Below are 16,072 nucleotides of genomic sequence, written 5' to 3'. Positions count from 1 at the left end.
CTCTCCTCGGGAGAACGTCCGAACTCCTTCCGTAGCCGGTTACGGAGTACCCAGAATGATCTCCATGACCGCTCTGCACGCCCATCCCCTGTTCTCCCGGCTGGAATCCGCCCGGCGCATACTCGTCGCCGGGGCAGGCGGCGGCTTCGACATCTACGCCGGCCTGCCGATCGCGCTCTCCCTCCTGCACGGGGGGAAGGACGTCACGCTGGCCAACCTCACCTTCAGCTCGGTCGAGGGCCTCCCCCTCGACGACTGGGTCGCGCCGGACGTCGCGGCCGTCACCCCCGAGAGCTCCCTGCACCAGACGTACTTCCCGGAGCGCACTCTCGCCCAGTGGCTCGCGCTGCACGGGTATCCGAGCACCGTCCACGCCCTCGCGCGGGTGGGGGTCCAGCCCCTGCGTGAGGCGTACCGGGCACTGATCGAGCGGTACGACATAGACGCGGTCGTCCTCGTCGACGGCGGTACGGACATCCTCATGCGGGGCGACGAGTCCGGTCTCGGCACTCCGGAGGAGGACCTCGCCTCCGTCGCCGCGCTCGCCGGAATCGACGTGCCGGAGCGGCTGATCGTCTCCGTCGGCTTCGGGGTCGACGCGTATCACGGAGTCAGCCACGGGCTCGTACTGGAGAACATCGCCGCCCTGGAGCGGGACGGGGCTTACCTGGGCGCGTTCTCCCTCTCCCGTTCGACGCGGGAGGGCGCCCTCTATCTCGACGCCGTGGCGCATGCGCAGGAGAGCACCCCGGACCATCCCAGCATCGTCAACGGGTCAATCGCCGCAGCGGTCCGTGGCTCGTTCGGGGACGTACGGTTCACCTCGCGCACCAAGGGCAGTGAACTCTTCATCAACCCCCTGATGTCGCTCTGCTTCGCCTTCGAACTGGAAGGCGTGGCCCGTAACTGCCTTTACCTCGACCGCATCGAGGAGACCCATCTCCTGCGCCAGGTCAGCAGCCGGATCGAGCAGTTCCGCGAGGAGATAGTCCAGCGCCCGCCTCTCCGCATCCCGCACTGAAGCCACATCCCGCACTGAAGCCGTATCCCGCACTGAGGCCGCATCCCGCACTGAGGCCACGTCCCGAACTGAGGCCGCGTCCCGCACCGAAGCCGCCCGGGACGAGGCGGGTACGCACGAAGGGGCCGGGTGACGCCCAACGCCCGGCTCACGGACCGCTTCGCGCCACTTCGGGCCGGGCGTGGCCCGATCCGGCCGCCCGGAGCCAACGCGGTTGGATCCGACGAGAGTTATAGCCATCATCAGGTTGTAGGACCGGACCGGTGGCGCAGCGGTAGGAAGGGAAGTCCGATGAGCACCCCCAGCAGCAACCCCAACAAGGACATCGAGAAGGTCGAAGTACGGCTCAAGTGGGACCCCAGCGAACTCGGTGAACCTCCCAACGACCTGGACCTCATCGCGGGCACCTACCTCGCCGACGCACCGTTCGGCGGCCCCGACTATCTCGTGCACCACGACAGCCGCTCCCCCGACGGCACGATCACCCTCAACCGGGACAGCCGGACCGGTCAGGGACTCGGGTTCGACGAGGTGATGACCCTGGAGCTCGACCGGCTCGCGGAGCGGTACGTACGGGTCGTCGTGGGCGTGGCGATCCAGCAGCGCGACGGCCGCAAGACGTTCGGCGCGATCGCCCGCACCGGCGTGCAGATCCGCGAGGGCTACACCGAACTCGGCGAGGACGACTTCTCGCGCGTCGCCTCGGCGACGGCGGCGGTCGTGGCCGAGTTCACCCGGGACGGCTCGGGTGTCTGGACCTTCCACTCCACCCTGCGGGGCTTCGACGGCGACCCGAGCACCTTCGCCGCCGAGATGGGAGCGGACGGGCCGTCCGCCTGAAGGGGCCTCGTGCCACGGAGAGGCCGAGAACCCCGGAAACGGAAGAACGCGAGAAGGGGACCGGCCGTCCGCCGGTCCCCTTCTCGGGCTGTTGATCAGCTACGCGCTCCGGTCACCGCAGACGTGACGTCCGCGGTGACCCCGCCCGGTCTCAGCTGCAGCCGCTGGTCGAGCCGCAGCCCTCGCAGATGTAGCAGGAACCGGCGCGCTGCATCTTCGTCCCGCAGGAGAAGCAGAGCGGGGCGTCGGCGCTGATGCCGAGCTGCATCTCGACCAGTTCGGCCGAGGTGTGCGCCGTCCGCGGCGCCGGCTTCTCGGCGGCCTCCACCGGGGCGGCGACGGCCTTCAGCGGCTCCACGTGCAGCGGGGCCGACTGGGCCAGCGACTCGGTGTGCAGGTCCTCGTCCTCCTCGGCCGGCTCGTAGGAGCCGGTGTCGAGGTGACGCTGACGCTCCTCGGCGGAGTGGATGCCGAGGGCGGAACGGGTCTCGAACGGCAGGAAGTCGAGCGCCAGGCGACGGAAGATGTAGTCGACGATCGACTGCGCCATCCGCACGTCCGGGTCGTCCGTCATGCCGGCCGGCTCGAAGCGCATGTTGGTGAACTTCGAGACGTACGTCTCCAGCGGGACGCCGTACTGCAGACCGACCGAGACGGCGATGGAGAAGGCGTCCATCATGCCCGCGAGGGTGGAGCCCTGCTTCGACATCTTCAGGAAGACCTCGCCGAGACCGTCGTCCGGGTAGGAGTTGGCGGTCATGTAACCCTCGGCGCCACCGACCGTGAAGGAGGTGGTGATCCCCGGGCGGCCCTTGGGCAGACGCTTGCGGACCGGGCGGTACTCGACGACCTTCTCGACCGCGGTGCGGATGGTCTCCTCGGCCTTGGCGGTGACCGCCTCCTTCTCCTTCTCCTTGGTCTTGGCGGAGAGGGGCTGACCGACCTTGCAGTTGTCGCGGTAGATGGCGAGCGCCTTGACGCCCATCTTCCACGCCTCGAAGTAGACCTCTTCGACGTCCTCGACCGTGGCCGTCTCCGGCAGGTTCACGGTCTTGGAGAGCGCGCCGGAGATCCACGGCTGGATGGCCGCCATCATCCGGACGTGGCCCATGGCCGAGATGGAACGCTCACCCATGGCGCAGTCGAAGACCTCGTAGTGCTCGGTCTTCAGAGCCGGGGCGTCGATGACGTTCCCGTTCTCCGCGATGTGGGCGACGATCGCCTCGATCTGCTCCGGCTGGTAGCCGAGGCGGCGCAGCGCCTGCGGCACGGTGCCGTTGACGATCTGCATCGAGCCGCCGCCGACCAGCTTCTTGAACTTGACCAGGGCGAGGTCGGGCTCCAGGCCGGTGGTGTCGCAGGACATCGCCAGGCCGATGGTGCCGGTCGGGGCGATGACGGACGCCTGGGCGTTGCGGAATCCGTTCTTCGCGCCGAGACGGATCACGTCCTGCCAGGCCTCCGTGGCGGCGGCCCAGATCGGCGAGTCCAGGTCGTCCACGTGGACGGCCTTGGTGTTGGCGTCGGCGTGCTGCTGCATGACGCGCTGGTGGGGCTCCGCGTTGCGGGCGTAGCCGTCGTACGGGCCGACGACCGCGGCGAGCTCGGCGGAGCGGCGGTAGGAGGTACCGGTCATCAGCGAGGTGATGGCGCCGGCGAGCGCGCGGCCGCCGTCGCTGTCGTACGCGTGGCCGGTCGCCATCAGCAGGGCGCCGAGGTTGGCGTAGCCGATGCCGAGCTGGCGGAAGGCGCGGGTGTTCTCGCCGATCTTCTCCGTCGGGAAGTCCGCGAAGCAGATCGAGATGTCCATCGCGGTGATGACCAGCTCGACGACCTTGGCGAAGCGCTCGGACTCGAAGGACTGGTGGCCCTCGCCGTCGTCCTTGAGGAACTTCATGAGGTTCAGCGAGGCGAGGTTGCACGAGGTGTTGTCCAGGTGCATGTACTCGCTGCACGGGTTCGAGCCGTTGATGCGGCCGGACTCCGGGCAGGTGTGCCAGGCGTTGATGGTGTCGTCGTACTGGATGCCCGGGTCGGCGCAGGCCCAGGCAGCCTCGGCCATCTTGCGGAAGAGGGACTTCGCCTCGACCTCTTCGATGACCTCGCCGGTCATGCGGGCGCGCAGACCGAACGTGCCGCCGGACTCCACGGCCTTCATGAACTCGTCGTTCACGCGGACGGAGTTGTTGGCGTTCTGGTACTGGACGGACGTGATGTCGTCGCCGCCCAGGTCCATGTCGAAGCCCGCGTCGCGCAGGGCGCGGATCTTCTCCTCCTCCTTCACCTTGGTCTCGATGAAGTTCTCGATGTCGGGGTGGTCGACGTCGAGGATGACCATCTTGGCCGCGCGGCGGGTGGCGCCACCGGACTTGATGGTTCCGGCGGAGGCGTCGGCACCGCGCATGAAGGAGACCGGGCCGGAGGCGTTGCCGCCGGAGGAGAGGAGTTCCTTGGAGGAACGGATGCGGGACAGGTTCAGGCCTGCTCCGGAACCGCCCTTGAAGATCATTCCCTCTTCCTTGTACCAGTCGAGGATCGACTCCATGGAGTCGTCGACGGCCAGGATGAAGCAGGCGGAGACCTGCTGCGGCTGGGGGGTGCCGACGTTGAACCAGACCGGCGAGTTGAAGCTGAAGATCTGGTGCAGGAGGGCGTACGCCAGCTCGTGCTCGAAGATCTCGGCGTCCGCGGGGGAGGCGAAGTACTGGTGCTCCTCGCCGGCCTTGCGGTAGGTCGTCACGATCCGGTCGATCAGCTGACGCAGACCGGTCTCGCGCTGCGGCGTGCCGACAGCTCCGCGGAAGTACTTGCTGGTGACGATGTTGACCGCGTTCACCGACCAGAAGTCGGGGAACTCGACGCCACGCTGCTCGAAGTTGATCGAGCCGTCGCGCCAGTTGGTCATGACGACGTCACGGGACTCCCACGCCACCTCGTCGTACGGATGCACGCCGGGGGTGGTGTGGATGCGCTCGATACGCAGACCCTTGCTCGGCTTGGCTCCCTTGGTGCGGGAACTCCGTGCCGGGCCGCTCGCCGTCTCTGTCATGCCGCCTCCCATATGTGGGCAAAAACGCCCTGAAGTGCCCAGTTCTTCCCGGGGCACGGTGCTGTGTCTGGTGCTCCGGACGCCGCCCTCGGCGCCGGAAGCAGGTCTGTGGACCACCCTGTCGCCGTCCGGCAGACCTCAGCCGGACGGCGTGTACCACTCAGTGGGCGGGAACGGAGGGAGCGGGGACCTCTACGGTCTCCCCGACCTCTCCGGCGGGAAGCCGCCGTTCGCGCAGTTCCGCGATGGCGGCTTCGAAGTCTTCGAGCGAATCGAACGCCCGGTACACGGACGCGAAACGCAGGTACGCGACGAGGTCGAGTTCCCGCAGGGGGCCGAGTATGGCGAGCCCCACGTCGTGGGTCGTCAGTTCGGCGCTTCCGGTGGCGCGCACCGCCTCCTCGACCCGCTGGCCGAGCTTGGCGAGGGCGTCCTCGGTGACCGGCCGCCCCTGACACGCCTTGCGGACGCCCGAGATGACCTTGGTGCGGCTGAAAGGCTCGGTCACACCGCTGCGCTTGACGACCATGAGCGAGCAGGTCTCCACCGTGGTGAACCGGCGGGAGCAGTCGGGGCACTGCCGGCGGCGCCGGATCGACGTGCCGTCGTCCGTCGTGCGACTGTCGACGACCCTGCTGTCGGGGTGCCTGCAGAAGGGGCAGTGCATGGTTCCCAAGCCTCCTTCACGGCACGAGTAATAAGCCTCACAGCGCCCCGCCGGGGCCCTTCGAAGCAGTCACCAGCATAGGGGATTCCCGGCGCTTGTTCGGACCGGGGACCACAACTTCTGGGCGACCCGGGCCATCCAACCACTAGATCTAGGGTTTCACTCGGTTTCGGCCCCAGGCGTGTCGGACCGGCCCGGGACGCCCGGGCCGCGCACGGCCAAGGCACGAGGGTACGGGAAACGCCCGCGCTCCGGGACGCCGGGGGACGCTCCCGCGACCCCCTCCCCGAGGGCGGCGCGGGCTCCGCGGACGACTCCCGCGCGCCCGTCCCGGGCGCGCCAAGGGAGCGGGGGGGGACGGCGGGCGCGAGGAGGGCCGGTGCCGTCACGAGAAAAGAGCGACGGTACCGTTATGAACCGAATTCGCGAGCCGCCCGCACTCGGGCGCATACACCCGGTCACAAAGGCCGTGCAGGCCTTTATTCGTTTTTCACTCGAACGTGTGTTTGGCGCAACCTTTCGAAAGCTACTACCGTTGTCCAGCCAGGGAGAACATTTCGAGAGGGGCCGATGTGACCACCAGCGCCGACAGTGCCACGATCACTGCCCGGGACCACCGCTCTCCGAGCCGACCTGAGCCGGTGCATGCAATGAATGACTCTGTCACGAACCCGGACGGGCCGGAGCCCCCCAGGGCCACGCGCTCCATGCCCGGGCGCCCCCCTGGCATCCGGGCCGACAGCTCGGGCCTCACCGACCGGCAGCGGCGGGTCATCGAGGTCATCCGCGACTCGGTGCAGCGCCGGGGGTACCCACCGTCGATGCGGGAGATCGGGCAGGCCGTGGGCCTGTCCAGCACCTCGTCGGTGGCCCACCAGCTGATGGCCCTGGAGCGCAAGGGTTTCCTGCGCAGGGACCCGCACCGTCCCCGGGCCTACGAGGTCCGGGGCTCGGACCAGCCCATTTCGCAGCAGACGGACACGACGGGCAAGCCCGCCGCCTCGTACGTCCCGCTGGTCGGCCGGATCGCGGCCGGTGGTCCGATCCTCGCCGAGGAATCGGTGGAGGACGTCTTCCCGCTCCCGCGCCAACTGGTGGGTGACGGAGAGCTGTTCGTACTCAAGGTGGTCGGCGATTCCATGATCGAGGCCGCCATCTGTGACGGCGACTGGGTCACTGTACGCCGCCAGCCGGTCGCCGAGAACGGCGACATCGTCGCGGCCATGCTGGAGGGCGAGGCCACGGTGAAGCGGTTCCGCCGCGAGGACGGCCACGTATGGCTGCTCCCGCACAACTCCGCGTACCAGCCGATCCCCGGTGACGAGGCGACCATCCTCGGCAAGGTCGTGGCCGTACTGCGCCGCGTCTGACCCCCGGAAGCGGCGGACGCGACCGCGGCTCCGCCCCGGGACCCCCGGGACCCCCGGGACCCCCGGACAGCCCCACCCCGGAAGACCAGCCCTGGCGCTCAGAGCCCCGGCGACCGCCCCGACGACGTACGGGTGGACCCGCCGGGGCTCCGTGCTGCGTGCGGGCTCTCACGGGCCGTACGGGACGTGCCACGCCGGACTCGGCCCGACCCGGCCCGACGTGGCGGACCCGGCCGACCGGACCGGCCGTACGGGACCTGCCGCGTGGGGCCCCTGCGTGGGTCGGGCCCCCGCGCGGCTCAGGGGCTCAGCGGCCCTCGGCCTTCGCCGCGGCGTCGATCGCCGCCAGGGAGCGCCGGACCTGGTTGGGGTCCGTGGTGTACCAGAAGTCGGGCAGCGAGGCCCGCAGGTAGCTGCCGTACCGGGCGGTTGCGAGGCGGGGGTCCAGGACCGCCACCACGCCCTTGTCCCCGGTGGCCCGGACGAGCCGGCCCGCGCCCTGCGCCATCAGCAGTGCGGCGTGGGTGGCGGCGACCGCCATGAAGCCGTTCCCGCCCGCCTGCTCGACCGCCTTCGAGCGGGCGCTCATCAGCGGGTCGTCGGGCCGGGGGAAGGGGATGCGGTCCATGACCACGAGCTGGCAGCTCGCGCCCGGCACGTCGACGCCCTGCCAGAGCGACAGGGTGCCGAAGAGACAGGTCTCCGGGTCGGCCGCGAAGTTCTTGATCAGCTCGCCGAGGGTCTCCTCCCCCTGGAGCAGGATCGGCTTGTCCAGCCGCTCGCGCAGCACCTCCGCCGCCGCCTGCGCCGCGCGCATCGAGGAGAACAGCCCGAGCGTGCGCCCGCCCGCGGCCTCCATCAGCTCGGCCAGCTCGTCCAGCATGTCGGTGCGCGATCCCTCCCGGCCGGGGGTGGCCAGGTGGCGGGCGACGTAGAGGATGCCCTGCTTCGGGTAGTCGAAGGGCGAGCCGACGTCGAGCCCCTTCCACTGCGGGACGTCCTCCCCCGCGGTGCCCTCCGGGGCGAGCCCCAGGGAGGCGCCTACGCCGTTGAAGTCCCCGCCGAGCTTCAGGGTGGCCGAGGTGAGCACCACCGAGCGCTCCGTGAAGAGCTTCTCGCGCAGCAGCCCGGAGACGGAGAGCGGGGCCACCCGCACGGACGCGCCGAACCGGTCGTGGCGTTCGTACCAGACGACGTCCCATTCGGAGCCCTGGGTGATCCGCTCGGCCACCGCGTGGACCGACTCCACGGAGGCCATCGCCTGCTTGCGCACCGCGTCCTCGTCCGTGACGGGCTTGTCCCGGGTGGAGCCGAGCGCGGAGATCACCGTGCGGGCGGCGTCGCGCAGCGCCATCAGGGCGTAGCCGAGGTCCTCGGGGACCTCTTCGAGCCGGCCGGGCAGGGCCAGTTCCATGACCCGCTCGAAGCCCTCCGAAGCGGTCTGCAGCGCGTCGGCCGCCTTCTCGTTGACCAGCTTGGCGGCGCGGCGCACCGCGCGGCCGACCTGGCCGGGGGTGAGCTCGCCGGTCGCCACGCCCGTGACTCGGGAGACCAGCTCGTGCGCCTCGTCGACGATCAGCACCTCGTGCGGCGGGAGCACGGGTGCGCCCTCGATGGCGTCGATGGCGAGCAGGGCGTGGTTGGTGACCACGACGTCGGCCAGCTTGGCCCGCTCGCGGGCGGCCTCCGCGAAGCACTCGGCGCCGTACGCGCACTTCGAGGCGCCGAGGCACTCCCGGGAGGAGACGGAGACCTGGCCCCAGGCGCGGTCCGAGACGCCGGGGGTCAGGTCGTCGCGGTCACCGGACTCGGTCTCGTCCGACCAGTCCCGCAGCCGCAGCAGGTCCTGGCCCAGCTTGCTGGAGGGCGCCGCCGCCTCGAACTGGTCGAAGAGCCCCTCCTCCTCGTCCTGCGGGACTCCCTCGTGGAGGCGGTGCAGGCAGAGGTAGTTCGAGCGGCCCTTGAGCATCGCGAACTGGGGGCGGCGGCGCAGCAGCGGGTGCAGCGCCTCCACGGTGCGCGGCAGGTCCCGCTCCACGAGCTGGCGCTGGAGGGCGAGGGTGGCCGTGGCGACCACGACGCGCTCCCCGTGCGCCAGCGCGGGGACGAGATAGCCGAGGGACTTGCCCGTGCCGGTGCCGGCCTGGACGAGAAGGTGGGCGTTGTCGTCCACGGCCCCGGCGACGGCCTCGGCCATCGCGGCCTGGCCGGGCCGTTCCGTGCCGCCGACGGCGGAGACGGCGGCGTGGAGGAGCTCGGTGAGGGATGGCTTCGTCATAGCCGCACCAGCCTACGGCGCGGCGGTGACAGGAGCGATCACTCCGGGACGGATCCGGCGAAGTGCAGGGGGTTCGGGACGGAGCCGTGGACGACCGCGTGCGGGCGGTCAGGACGGTCCCGGTAGCCGTCCACGAGCAGCCGGTTCCGGTTGAGGCAGAGCCTCTCGATCTCGGGCGTCAGCATGTCGAACATCTCGAACCGGTCCTTCAGCTCCGGGAACCGGGCATGGTGGCGCAGGATCTCGGCCCTCACGAGTGACCAGAATTCGCCCTCCGGAACACCCAGTTGCTCCTCGCAGAGCGGCGACAGATAGCGGAAGACACCGACGAAGAGCCCGGAGTGGATGAACTGGGTGAGAAAGGAGGGCGCCTCGGTCAGCAGCACGGCGCGCACGTCCGCGGGCATGGTGTCGTGTTCGGGCAACGGGTGGGCGCTGACGTTGACGTCGTCGACGAAGTCCTTGATCGCGAGGCGCACGGGTACGTCCCGTTCGTCGAAGACCACGATGGCGTTCTCGCCGTGCGGCGAGAAGACGGTCCCGTACTGGTAGAGGAAGTGCAGGAGCGGCGGGAGCAGGGCGGCGAAGAGCCGGACCAGCCAGTCGCGGGGGGCGAGGCCCGAGCGCTCGACCAGTTCGGCGGTCAAGGCGCGGCCGTCGGGGTCGGTGTGCAGGAGGGAGGCGAGGGTACGCGCCCGCTCGCCCGCCGCCAGTCTCGGCGGCAGCGGCTCGCGCCAGATCGCGCCGAGGATCTCCTTGAACTGGTAGGGCACCTCGGGCACCCGGTCGTAGAGCGGGTGCTCCACCGTCACGGAGGCGACCTCGCCGAGCAGGATCACCGCGCAGGTGTCGCGCAGGAACGGGTCGGTGTCGCACAGCCCCTGCACCCAGCCGGTGACGGCGGGCGCGGCGAGGGTGCGCTCGGTCGGCAGTCCGCGCCAGACGAGGGTGTTGAGGATCGACAGCGGAAGCTTCACCGTGAAGCGGTCGGGGCGCCCCACGTTGGCGAAGGTGCGGATCGACTGCTGCGGCAGCCTGAGGTCGTCGTCGGCGTGCAGGGGGACGATGTCGTTCCCGGCGATGGCGGGGGCGTAGAGCGGCACGATCCATTCGTCCCACTGCCAGGGGTGGACGGGCAGGTAGACGTACTCCCGGGCGTCGAGCCCACGCTCGGCGAGCCGGGCCGCGAAGGCCTCCCGTACGGCGGGGTCGAGTTCGCGGGCGTACAGCTGGTCGGGGGTGGCGAGCGCGGCTACGCCGCGGTAGCCGGCGATCCGGGTGCTGACGGCGATCCACGGCAGGGTGGTGGCAGCGCGCGCCTCCGGGGCGAAGCGGGCGGCGTCGGCGGCGGAGAACCCGAGGCGCCCCTTGTTGGCGACGAGCCAGGGGTGGCCGGTCTGGTGGCCCTCCAGCTCGGCGTAGTCGAGGTCGGCGAGCCGGGCCGCGGCGAGGGCGGTGTGGGCGAGGTGGGCGTCGGAGGCCAGGGTGCGGGTGAGTTCGCGCACGAGGTGACCGAGGGTGGCGCCGTCCAGGCCGAGGAGGCGGCGGGCGCGGGTGAGGAAGAGCAGCGGATCATGGAACGGCCGCCCCTGCGGCGGCCCGTCGCCGTCCCCGTCCGGCGCGGGTGGGGCGGTCTCGCGGACGGAGGCGGGGTCGACGCGCCAGCTGCCGTACACCCCGCGGCGGGCCCGGAAGGCGAGCGTCGCCCCGTCGTCGAGGAGCAGCGCGTACGGTTCGCCGGTGCCGTCCGTGGTGACGGGCGGCTGCTGCGGGAGCGGCCGGAGAATCTCCTCGTACGCGAACTCGCCGAGCATCTTCGCGAGCAGCTGGGCCGTGACCCGGTCCCAGACGGCTCTGTTCAGTTCCGGACGGTCCGACAGCTGCTGACGCCCCGCGGATTCAGGGCTCACGGGATATTTCTGCACGGGGACTCCTGGGGACGGAACCGATGGGGTTCGAGCGGTGTGCGTGCTTCGGCGTGTTCTTCACAGGTGGTCTCGGTGTGCTCGGTCGCGGATCATCAGGGCGGCCTTCTTCCCGGGCAGTTCGAGTTCGGCGGAGAAGCGGAATCCCGCGCTCAGAAAGGCCGAGACGGAGGGGGTGTTACGCAGGTCGGGTTCGGCGACCACACGTGCGCACGAGGGCCGGTGGTCGAGGACCAGGTCGGCCACCGCGCGCAGCAGGGTGGTGCCGACCCGCCGTCCCCGGTCGGTGACCGGGCCGATCAGCAGGTGCACCCCGGTGTCGTGGGGGCGGGCGGGATAGTGGCGGGCGAGCGGATCGAGGTCGGCCCGGTAGATCTCCCAGTAGCTCATCGCCTTGCCGTCGAGAACGCCGAGGCACGGGACACTCCGGCCGTCACCGTCGAGCTGCGCGGCGACATGACGGGCGGTGACCTCTTCGGGCCCCGCGAGTTCCCAGAAGGCGGCGACAGCCGGATCGTTCATCCAGCGGGTGAGGACGGCGAGATCACGTTCGAGTCGTACGGGCACCAGTCGGAACACCCCGGCGGGCGTGGTGGCGGGCCGCCAGGTGCCGGGAGCGTCCAGCAGCGTGGAGGACCCGGGACCGCCCGAAGGTGTCCGGCCGGGTAACGGCGGGGTTGCGTCGTGGATCCCGATGGCCGCGGTGTCCCCCCGGCCCGCGGTGTCCCCCGTGTCCCCCGTACGCGCGGGGCTCCCCGTGCTCCCCGTGCTCCGTGAACTCCCCGCCGGGGGACGGGCGTCCCCCGTGCTCTCCGGTCCGGCTGCGAACAGGGTCAGCAGTTCCTCGGTCAGACGCAGGTCCAGGGTGTCCTCGACGGCGGTGGCCGGGCGGTGCGCCCGGGAAGCCCCGCCGCTCGGCCTGAGGTCTTCCGCTCTCGTCATCCTGGGATCTTGTCCGCCCGCGGCCTTCCGCGAAACCGGTCCGGTCGCCGGGTTCCCGGGCGTGTCGACGGGTGGCACAACGACGTTCTCCTCTTCTGGGTGCCGACGGATCCGGCGCACCGGGCCGGTGCCCGGCCGGGGGCGGGTGGGCCCCCGGCCGGGGCTCGCGTCCGGGACGGGCCGGACCACCGGGGCGGGCGGCGGGCCGGAGGCGTCGGCGTCCTCCGTCCCGGCCACGAGGTGCGGCGGCCGGGCCGCCACGCGGGTCCGACGCGGTCCGGACGGAACGGCCCCGGACGTGTGCCGGGGCGTCAGGAATTCAGCGGATTGGCGATGGTCACGTAGACGGACTGGGTGTCGACGGGTCCGACGAGTTCGTCCATGCCGTTCAGCCGGGTCAGCAGGTTGGCCTTGCAGCGCAGCCGGGTGGTTTCCAGCAGGTACGCCGGAAGGGGCGAGCCCATCGGGGCGACGGAGCGCAGGAAGCGGCGGAAGGCGTCGAGCAGGAGGTGTTCGTCGGCCAGGCGCTGGGAGCCGAAGGCACCGATCAGACCGAGGACGTTGTTGATGCCGAGGTAGTAGGCGAACCGTTCGTCGGTGACGGCGTCGGAGACGAAGGTGTCGCTCGCCGCGCCGATGCCGGGCAGCCGCCGGTCGAGCGCCTCCCGGTGGGATTCGCGGAAGTAGTACCCCTGGTTGTCGCGGTACCGGCCGCCCACGGGCCAGCCGTCCGCGTCGAGCAGCACGAGGGTGTTCTGCTGGTGCGCCTCCAGGGCCACCCCGGCGTGGGCGTCGAGCCAGAGGACGGGGCGTACGACGCGGTCGAGGTAGCGCAGGAACCACTCGGCGCAGACGGCGCCGGCGGTGCGCCCGGTGCGCTCGGCGAGGCGGGAGACGGTCTCCGCCAGCCGTGAGCGCATCGCGGCGCGCCCGCGCCGGGGGCGTACCGCGGTGAGGCCCGCGACACAGACGGCGTCGTCGTCCGGGCCGAACGGGTTGTTCCGCAGGACCACGTCGAGGCCCTGGACCGGGGTGCCGTCCTTGGTGTCGACGGCGAGCCAGGCCGGGTCGCGGACGATGTCGAACCCGGGGTGGGCCCGGTGCCACTCGGTGGACAGGCCGCCGCTGAGGAGCCGGTGCACCTCCGCCCCCCGGTGGAGTTCCTTGCGGAGGTTCTCCCGGCGGGAGTTGGTGATGCGTACGCCCAGCGAGAGCTTGAGCATGACGCCCGCGCCCGGCCGGTACACGGTGCGGACCGAGGAGGTGGGGTGCCAGCGGCCGCCCGCGGGGCCGAGGTCGTGGAGGAGTCCGGCGTCGAGGAGTTCGGTGACCTCGGTGCGCCGCAGCAGCTCTTCGGCCTGCCAGGGGTGGACCGGCAGCGCGACCGTGCCCTCGGGCAGCCGCAGCCCTTCGGTGTGCGGGGCGAGCAGTTGCTGGGCGGTGACCTGGCGGCCGTCGCGGGTCCAGGCGGAGTCGGTGGCGAGGACGCCGCGGTCGACGGCCATCCAGTGGAGCGGGAAGCTGCCGTGGAGTTCGGGCGAGTAGAGCCGGGCCTCCGAGTCGGAGAGCCCTTCGCGGCTCTTGGGCGTGGGGTGGAGCGGGTGCCCGTGCAGCAGGGACTGCTCGGCGGCGAGGAAGGGGTCGGTGCCGGGAGGCTCCTCGGGCGTGCGTCGGCGCTGGGTGAGGAACCCGGTGGTGTGGCGTACGGAGTCGGCGACGCGGCCCACGAGTTCGGCGGCGGCGTGCCGGTCGCCCTCGCGGCAGAGCAGGGCGGCGACGGTGACCGCGTCGGTGACCGGGGCTCCCGCGGGGGCGCCTTCGAGGGCGGCGGGTCCGAAGCGGTGGTGGCCGGTCGGCGACCAGTACAGCACCGGCACGAGGAGGGCGGTGCCGCTGGCGGGGAGGGGGATGCGCAGGGTGTCCCGCTCGGGGCGGGGCAGGTCGTTCTCGCGCGCCCAGCAGCGCAGCAGGCTCTCGGCGCCCGCGACGTCGGCCGCCCGGTACGGGTCCGGATCGTCCAGCGGGTCCGCGTGCGGGGCCGGAGCGCCGCCGTCCTCGTGGTGCCCGGCCTTCTGGCGGGGAACGGTCGTCGTCTCGGCCGTACGCGGGCCGAGCGGCGCGTCCTGTCCTCGGAGCTGGCTGGTGAGGGGGGTGTCGGCCTCGGGCGCGGGGGTGGGGTTCACGGCGTCTTCCTTGTGAGGGGTTGCGGGGTCAGCGGAGCGACCCGGCGGCGGCCCGCCGGTGCGGCGAGCCTTCTGCGGCTTGCAGCGCGTCGGCGAGGCGGTCCAGGACCGCCGTCGCCTGTTCGTCGGTGAGGGTGAGGGGCGGCAGCAGCCGGACGACGGCGTCGTGCCGTCCTCCGAGTTCGACGATGAGGCCGCGGCGCAGGCATTCCTGCTGCACGGCGACGGCGAAGGCCGGGTCGGCGGGGGGTGCGCCGCCGTCGTGCTCGGGGGCGGCCTCGGGGTCGACGAGTTCGACGCCGATCATCAGGCCACGTCCCCGGACGTTCCCGATGGAGGGGTGGTGCGCGGCCAGTTCGCGGAGCCGGCCGAGCATGCGCTCCCCGAGTTCGGCGGCGCGTTCGGCGAGGCCGTTCTCGCGGACGTACGCGAGGGTGGCCGCGCCGGCCGCCATGGCGAGCTGGTTGCCGCGGAAGGTGCCGGCGTGGGCGCCGGGCCGCCAGAGGTCGAGGGAGGAGCGGTAGACGATCACGGCGAGTGGCAGCGAGCCGCCGATGGCCTTGGAGAGCACCATCACGTCCGGCACCACCCCACTGTGCTCGACGGCCCAGAACCGGCCGGTCCTGCCGACTCCGGTCTGCACCTCGTCGGCGATCAGGGGGATGGACCGCTCGGCGGTGATCTCGCGCATCCGGCGCAGCCAGGCGTCGGGCGCGGGGTTGACCCCTCCTTCGCCCTGGACGGGTTCGAGGATCATGCCGGCCGGGGCGGGTACGCCGCCCTTGGGATCGTCCAGCAGGTGCCGGGTCCAGTGGGCGGCGATCTCGGCTCCCCGGTCCCCGCCGATCCCGAAGGGGCAGCGGTAGTCCTGCGGGAAGGGCAGGCGCGTCACGCGGACGTCCTTCGCGCCGCCGGAGGCGTCGAGCGCCCCGGAGGTCATGCCGTGGTAGGCGCCGGTGAAGGCGAGCAGTCCGGTGCGGCCGGTGGCCGCGCGGACCAGCTTGAAGGCGGCCTCGACGGCGTCCGTCCCGGCGGGTCCGCAGAACTGGATGCGGGCGTCGCGGGCGAGTTCGCCGGGGAGCGTGGCGAACAGCTCGGTGGTGAAGGCGTCCTTCACGGGAGTGGCGAGGTCGAGCACGTGCAGCGGCGCACCGGAGTCGATGACCTTGCGGATGGCCTCCAGCACCACGGGGTGGTTGTGGCCGAGCGCCAGAGTGCCCGCGCCGGAGAGGCAGTCGAGGTATCTGCGTCCGTCCGCGCCCTCGATGGTCAGCCCGCGCGCCCGGACGGGCACGATCGGCAGGGAGCGTGCGTAGGTGCGTGCCGCGGACTCGCGCAGCGACTGGCGGCGGAGAATGCCCTCGTGCGCCGCGGGCGGGGCCGCCGGTGCTGATTCGGTCACGGCCACGGCTGTTGATCCTCCTGCGCTCACGGTTGCGTTGCACGTAGTTGCGTCGTCCCGGAGTACGTTCTCCCGGCGGCGGAGTGCGCGGGTGAACTCCGAGCACGTGTCCCCCGTACGGACCAACGAGCCAACGCGCCGGAGATCACGGGTAAATCGGAAGATCCTTGCGGCGGCGGTACCTGACGGAGCGGAACCACGGACCTGCCCGGCACGGTCTCCGACGGCAACGGCATAGTAGAGGCCGCTCAGCATAGGGGCGTCGCCCAACCGGGCGCGGGAAAAGGGGCATTCACGCCGCCCGACCGCACCGCGCGGCACGGCGCCGCGGGGCGGACAGGCATGGCGCACCGGGCGACCGGGGTGCCGCACGCAGCGACGAACGACGAAGTCCC

10 protein-coding genes are annotated in these 16,072 nt (G+C 71.5%); 3 read left to right on the top strand and 7 right to left on the bottom strand.

From position 1 onward, the window contains the following. Window positions 1-64 precede the first annotated feature (64 nt). Window positions 65-1,021, top strand: coding sequence for a DUF1152 domain-containing protein (locus tag OHA55_RS25020; RefSeq protein ID WP_266709899.1), 957 nt, complete (start codon window positions 65-67; stop codon window positions 1,019-1,021). Between the two features lie 291 nt (window positions 1,022-1,312). Then, window positions 1,313-1,861 carry a TerD family protein gene (locus OHA55_RS25015; RefSeq protein WP_266709898.1) on the top strand — a complete coding sequence of 183 codons (549 nt, stop codon included), beginning with the start codon at window positions 1,313-1,315 and terminating at the stop codon, window positions 1,859-1,861. 151 nt (window positions 1,862-2,012) lie between these two features. On the opposite strand, the gene OHA55_RS25010 is transcribed toward OHA55_RS25015, so the two are convergent. Together OHA55_RS25010 and nrdR are read right to left on the bottom strand one after the other, a co-directional pair. Continuing rightward, entirely contained in the window at window positions 2,013-4,910 is a 2,898-nt protein-coding gene (locus OHA55_RS25010) for a vitamin B12-dependent ribonucleotide reductase (RefSeq protein WP_266709897.1), read from the bottom strand. Between the two features lie 160 nt (window positions 4,911-5,070). Further along, entirely contained in the window at window positions 5,071-5,577 is a 507-nt protein-coding gene (nrdR, locus tag OHA55_RS25005) for a transcriptional regulator NrdR (protein ID WP_266709896.1), read from the bottom strand. A gap of 572 nt (window positions 5,578-6,149) precedes the next feature. Between nrdR and lexA the strand changes: the two genes are divergently transcribed. After that, the gene (gene lexA / locus OHA55_RS25000) at window positions 6,150-6,947 is read left to right on the top strand and encodes a transcriptional repressor LexA (RefSeq protein WP_266709895.1); all 798 of its coding nucleotides are present in this window, start codon (window positions 6,150-6,152) and stop codon (window positions 6,945-6,947) included. A 307-nt stretch (window positions 6,948-7,254) separates the two neighbouring features. Here the strand turns inward: lexA and OHA55_RS24995 are convergent, their stop codons facing one another. From OHA55_RS24995 to OHA55_RS24975, 5 genes are all read right to left on the bottom strand, one after another. Further along, on the bottom strand, window positions 7,255-9,225 hold the full coding sequence (locus tag OHA55_RS24995) for an ATP-dependent DNA helicase (RefSeq protein ID WP_266709894.1): 1,971 nt from the start codon (window positions 9,223-9,225) through the stop codon (window positions 7,255-7,257). Between the two features lie 38 nt (window positions 9,226-9,263). After that, a complete protein-coding gene (locus tag OHA55_RS24990) occupies window positions 9,264-11,135 on the bottom strand; it encodes an IucA/IucC family siderophore biosynthesis protein (RefSeq protein ID WP_266709893.1) in 1,872 nt (623 codons plus the stop codon). A gap of 75 nt (window positions 11,136-11,210) precedes the next feature. Beyond that, a complete protein-coding gene (locus tag OHA55_RS24985; protein WP_266709892.1) occupies window positions 11,211-12,092 on the bottom strand; it encodes a GNAT family N-acetyltransferase in 882 nt (293 codons plus the stop codon). 311 nt (window positions 12,093-12,403) lie between these two features. Next, on the bottom strand, window positions 12,404-14,275 hold the full coding sequence (locus tag OHA55_RS24980) for an IucA/IucC family siderophore biosynthesis protein (protein ID WP_266709891.1): 1,872 nt from the start codon (window positions 14,273-14,275) through the stop codon (window positions 12,404-12,406). A gap of 28 nt (window positions 14,276-14,303) precedes the next feature. Then, on the bottom strand, window positions 14,304-15,683 hold the full coding sequence (locus OHA55_RS24975) for a diaminobutyrate--2-oxoglutarate transaminase family protein (RefSeq protein WP_266709890.1): 1,380 nt from the start codon (window positions 15,681-15,683) through the stop codon (window positions 14,304-14,306). Between the last annotated feature and the right edge of the window lie 389 nt (window positions 15,684-16,072).

The sequence above is a fragment of the Streptomyces sp. NBC_00102 genome (assembly GCF_026343115.1).
Lineage (GTDB): Bacteria > Actinomycetota > Actinomycetes > Streptomycetales > Streptomycetaceae > Streptomyces.
Note: the sequence above shows the minus strand (reverse complement) of the source record. Positions and strands in the feature narration are given on the sequence as shown.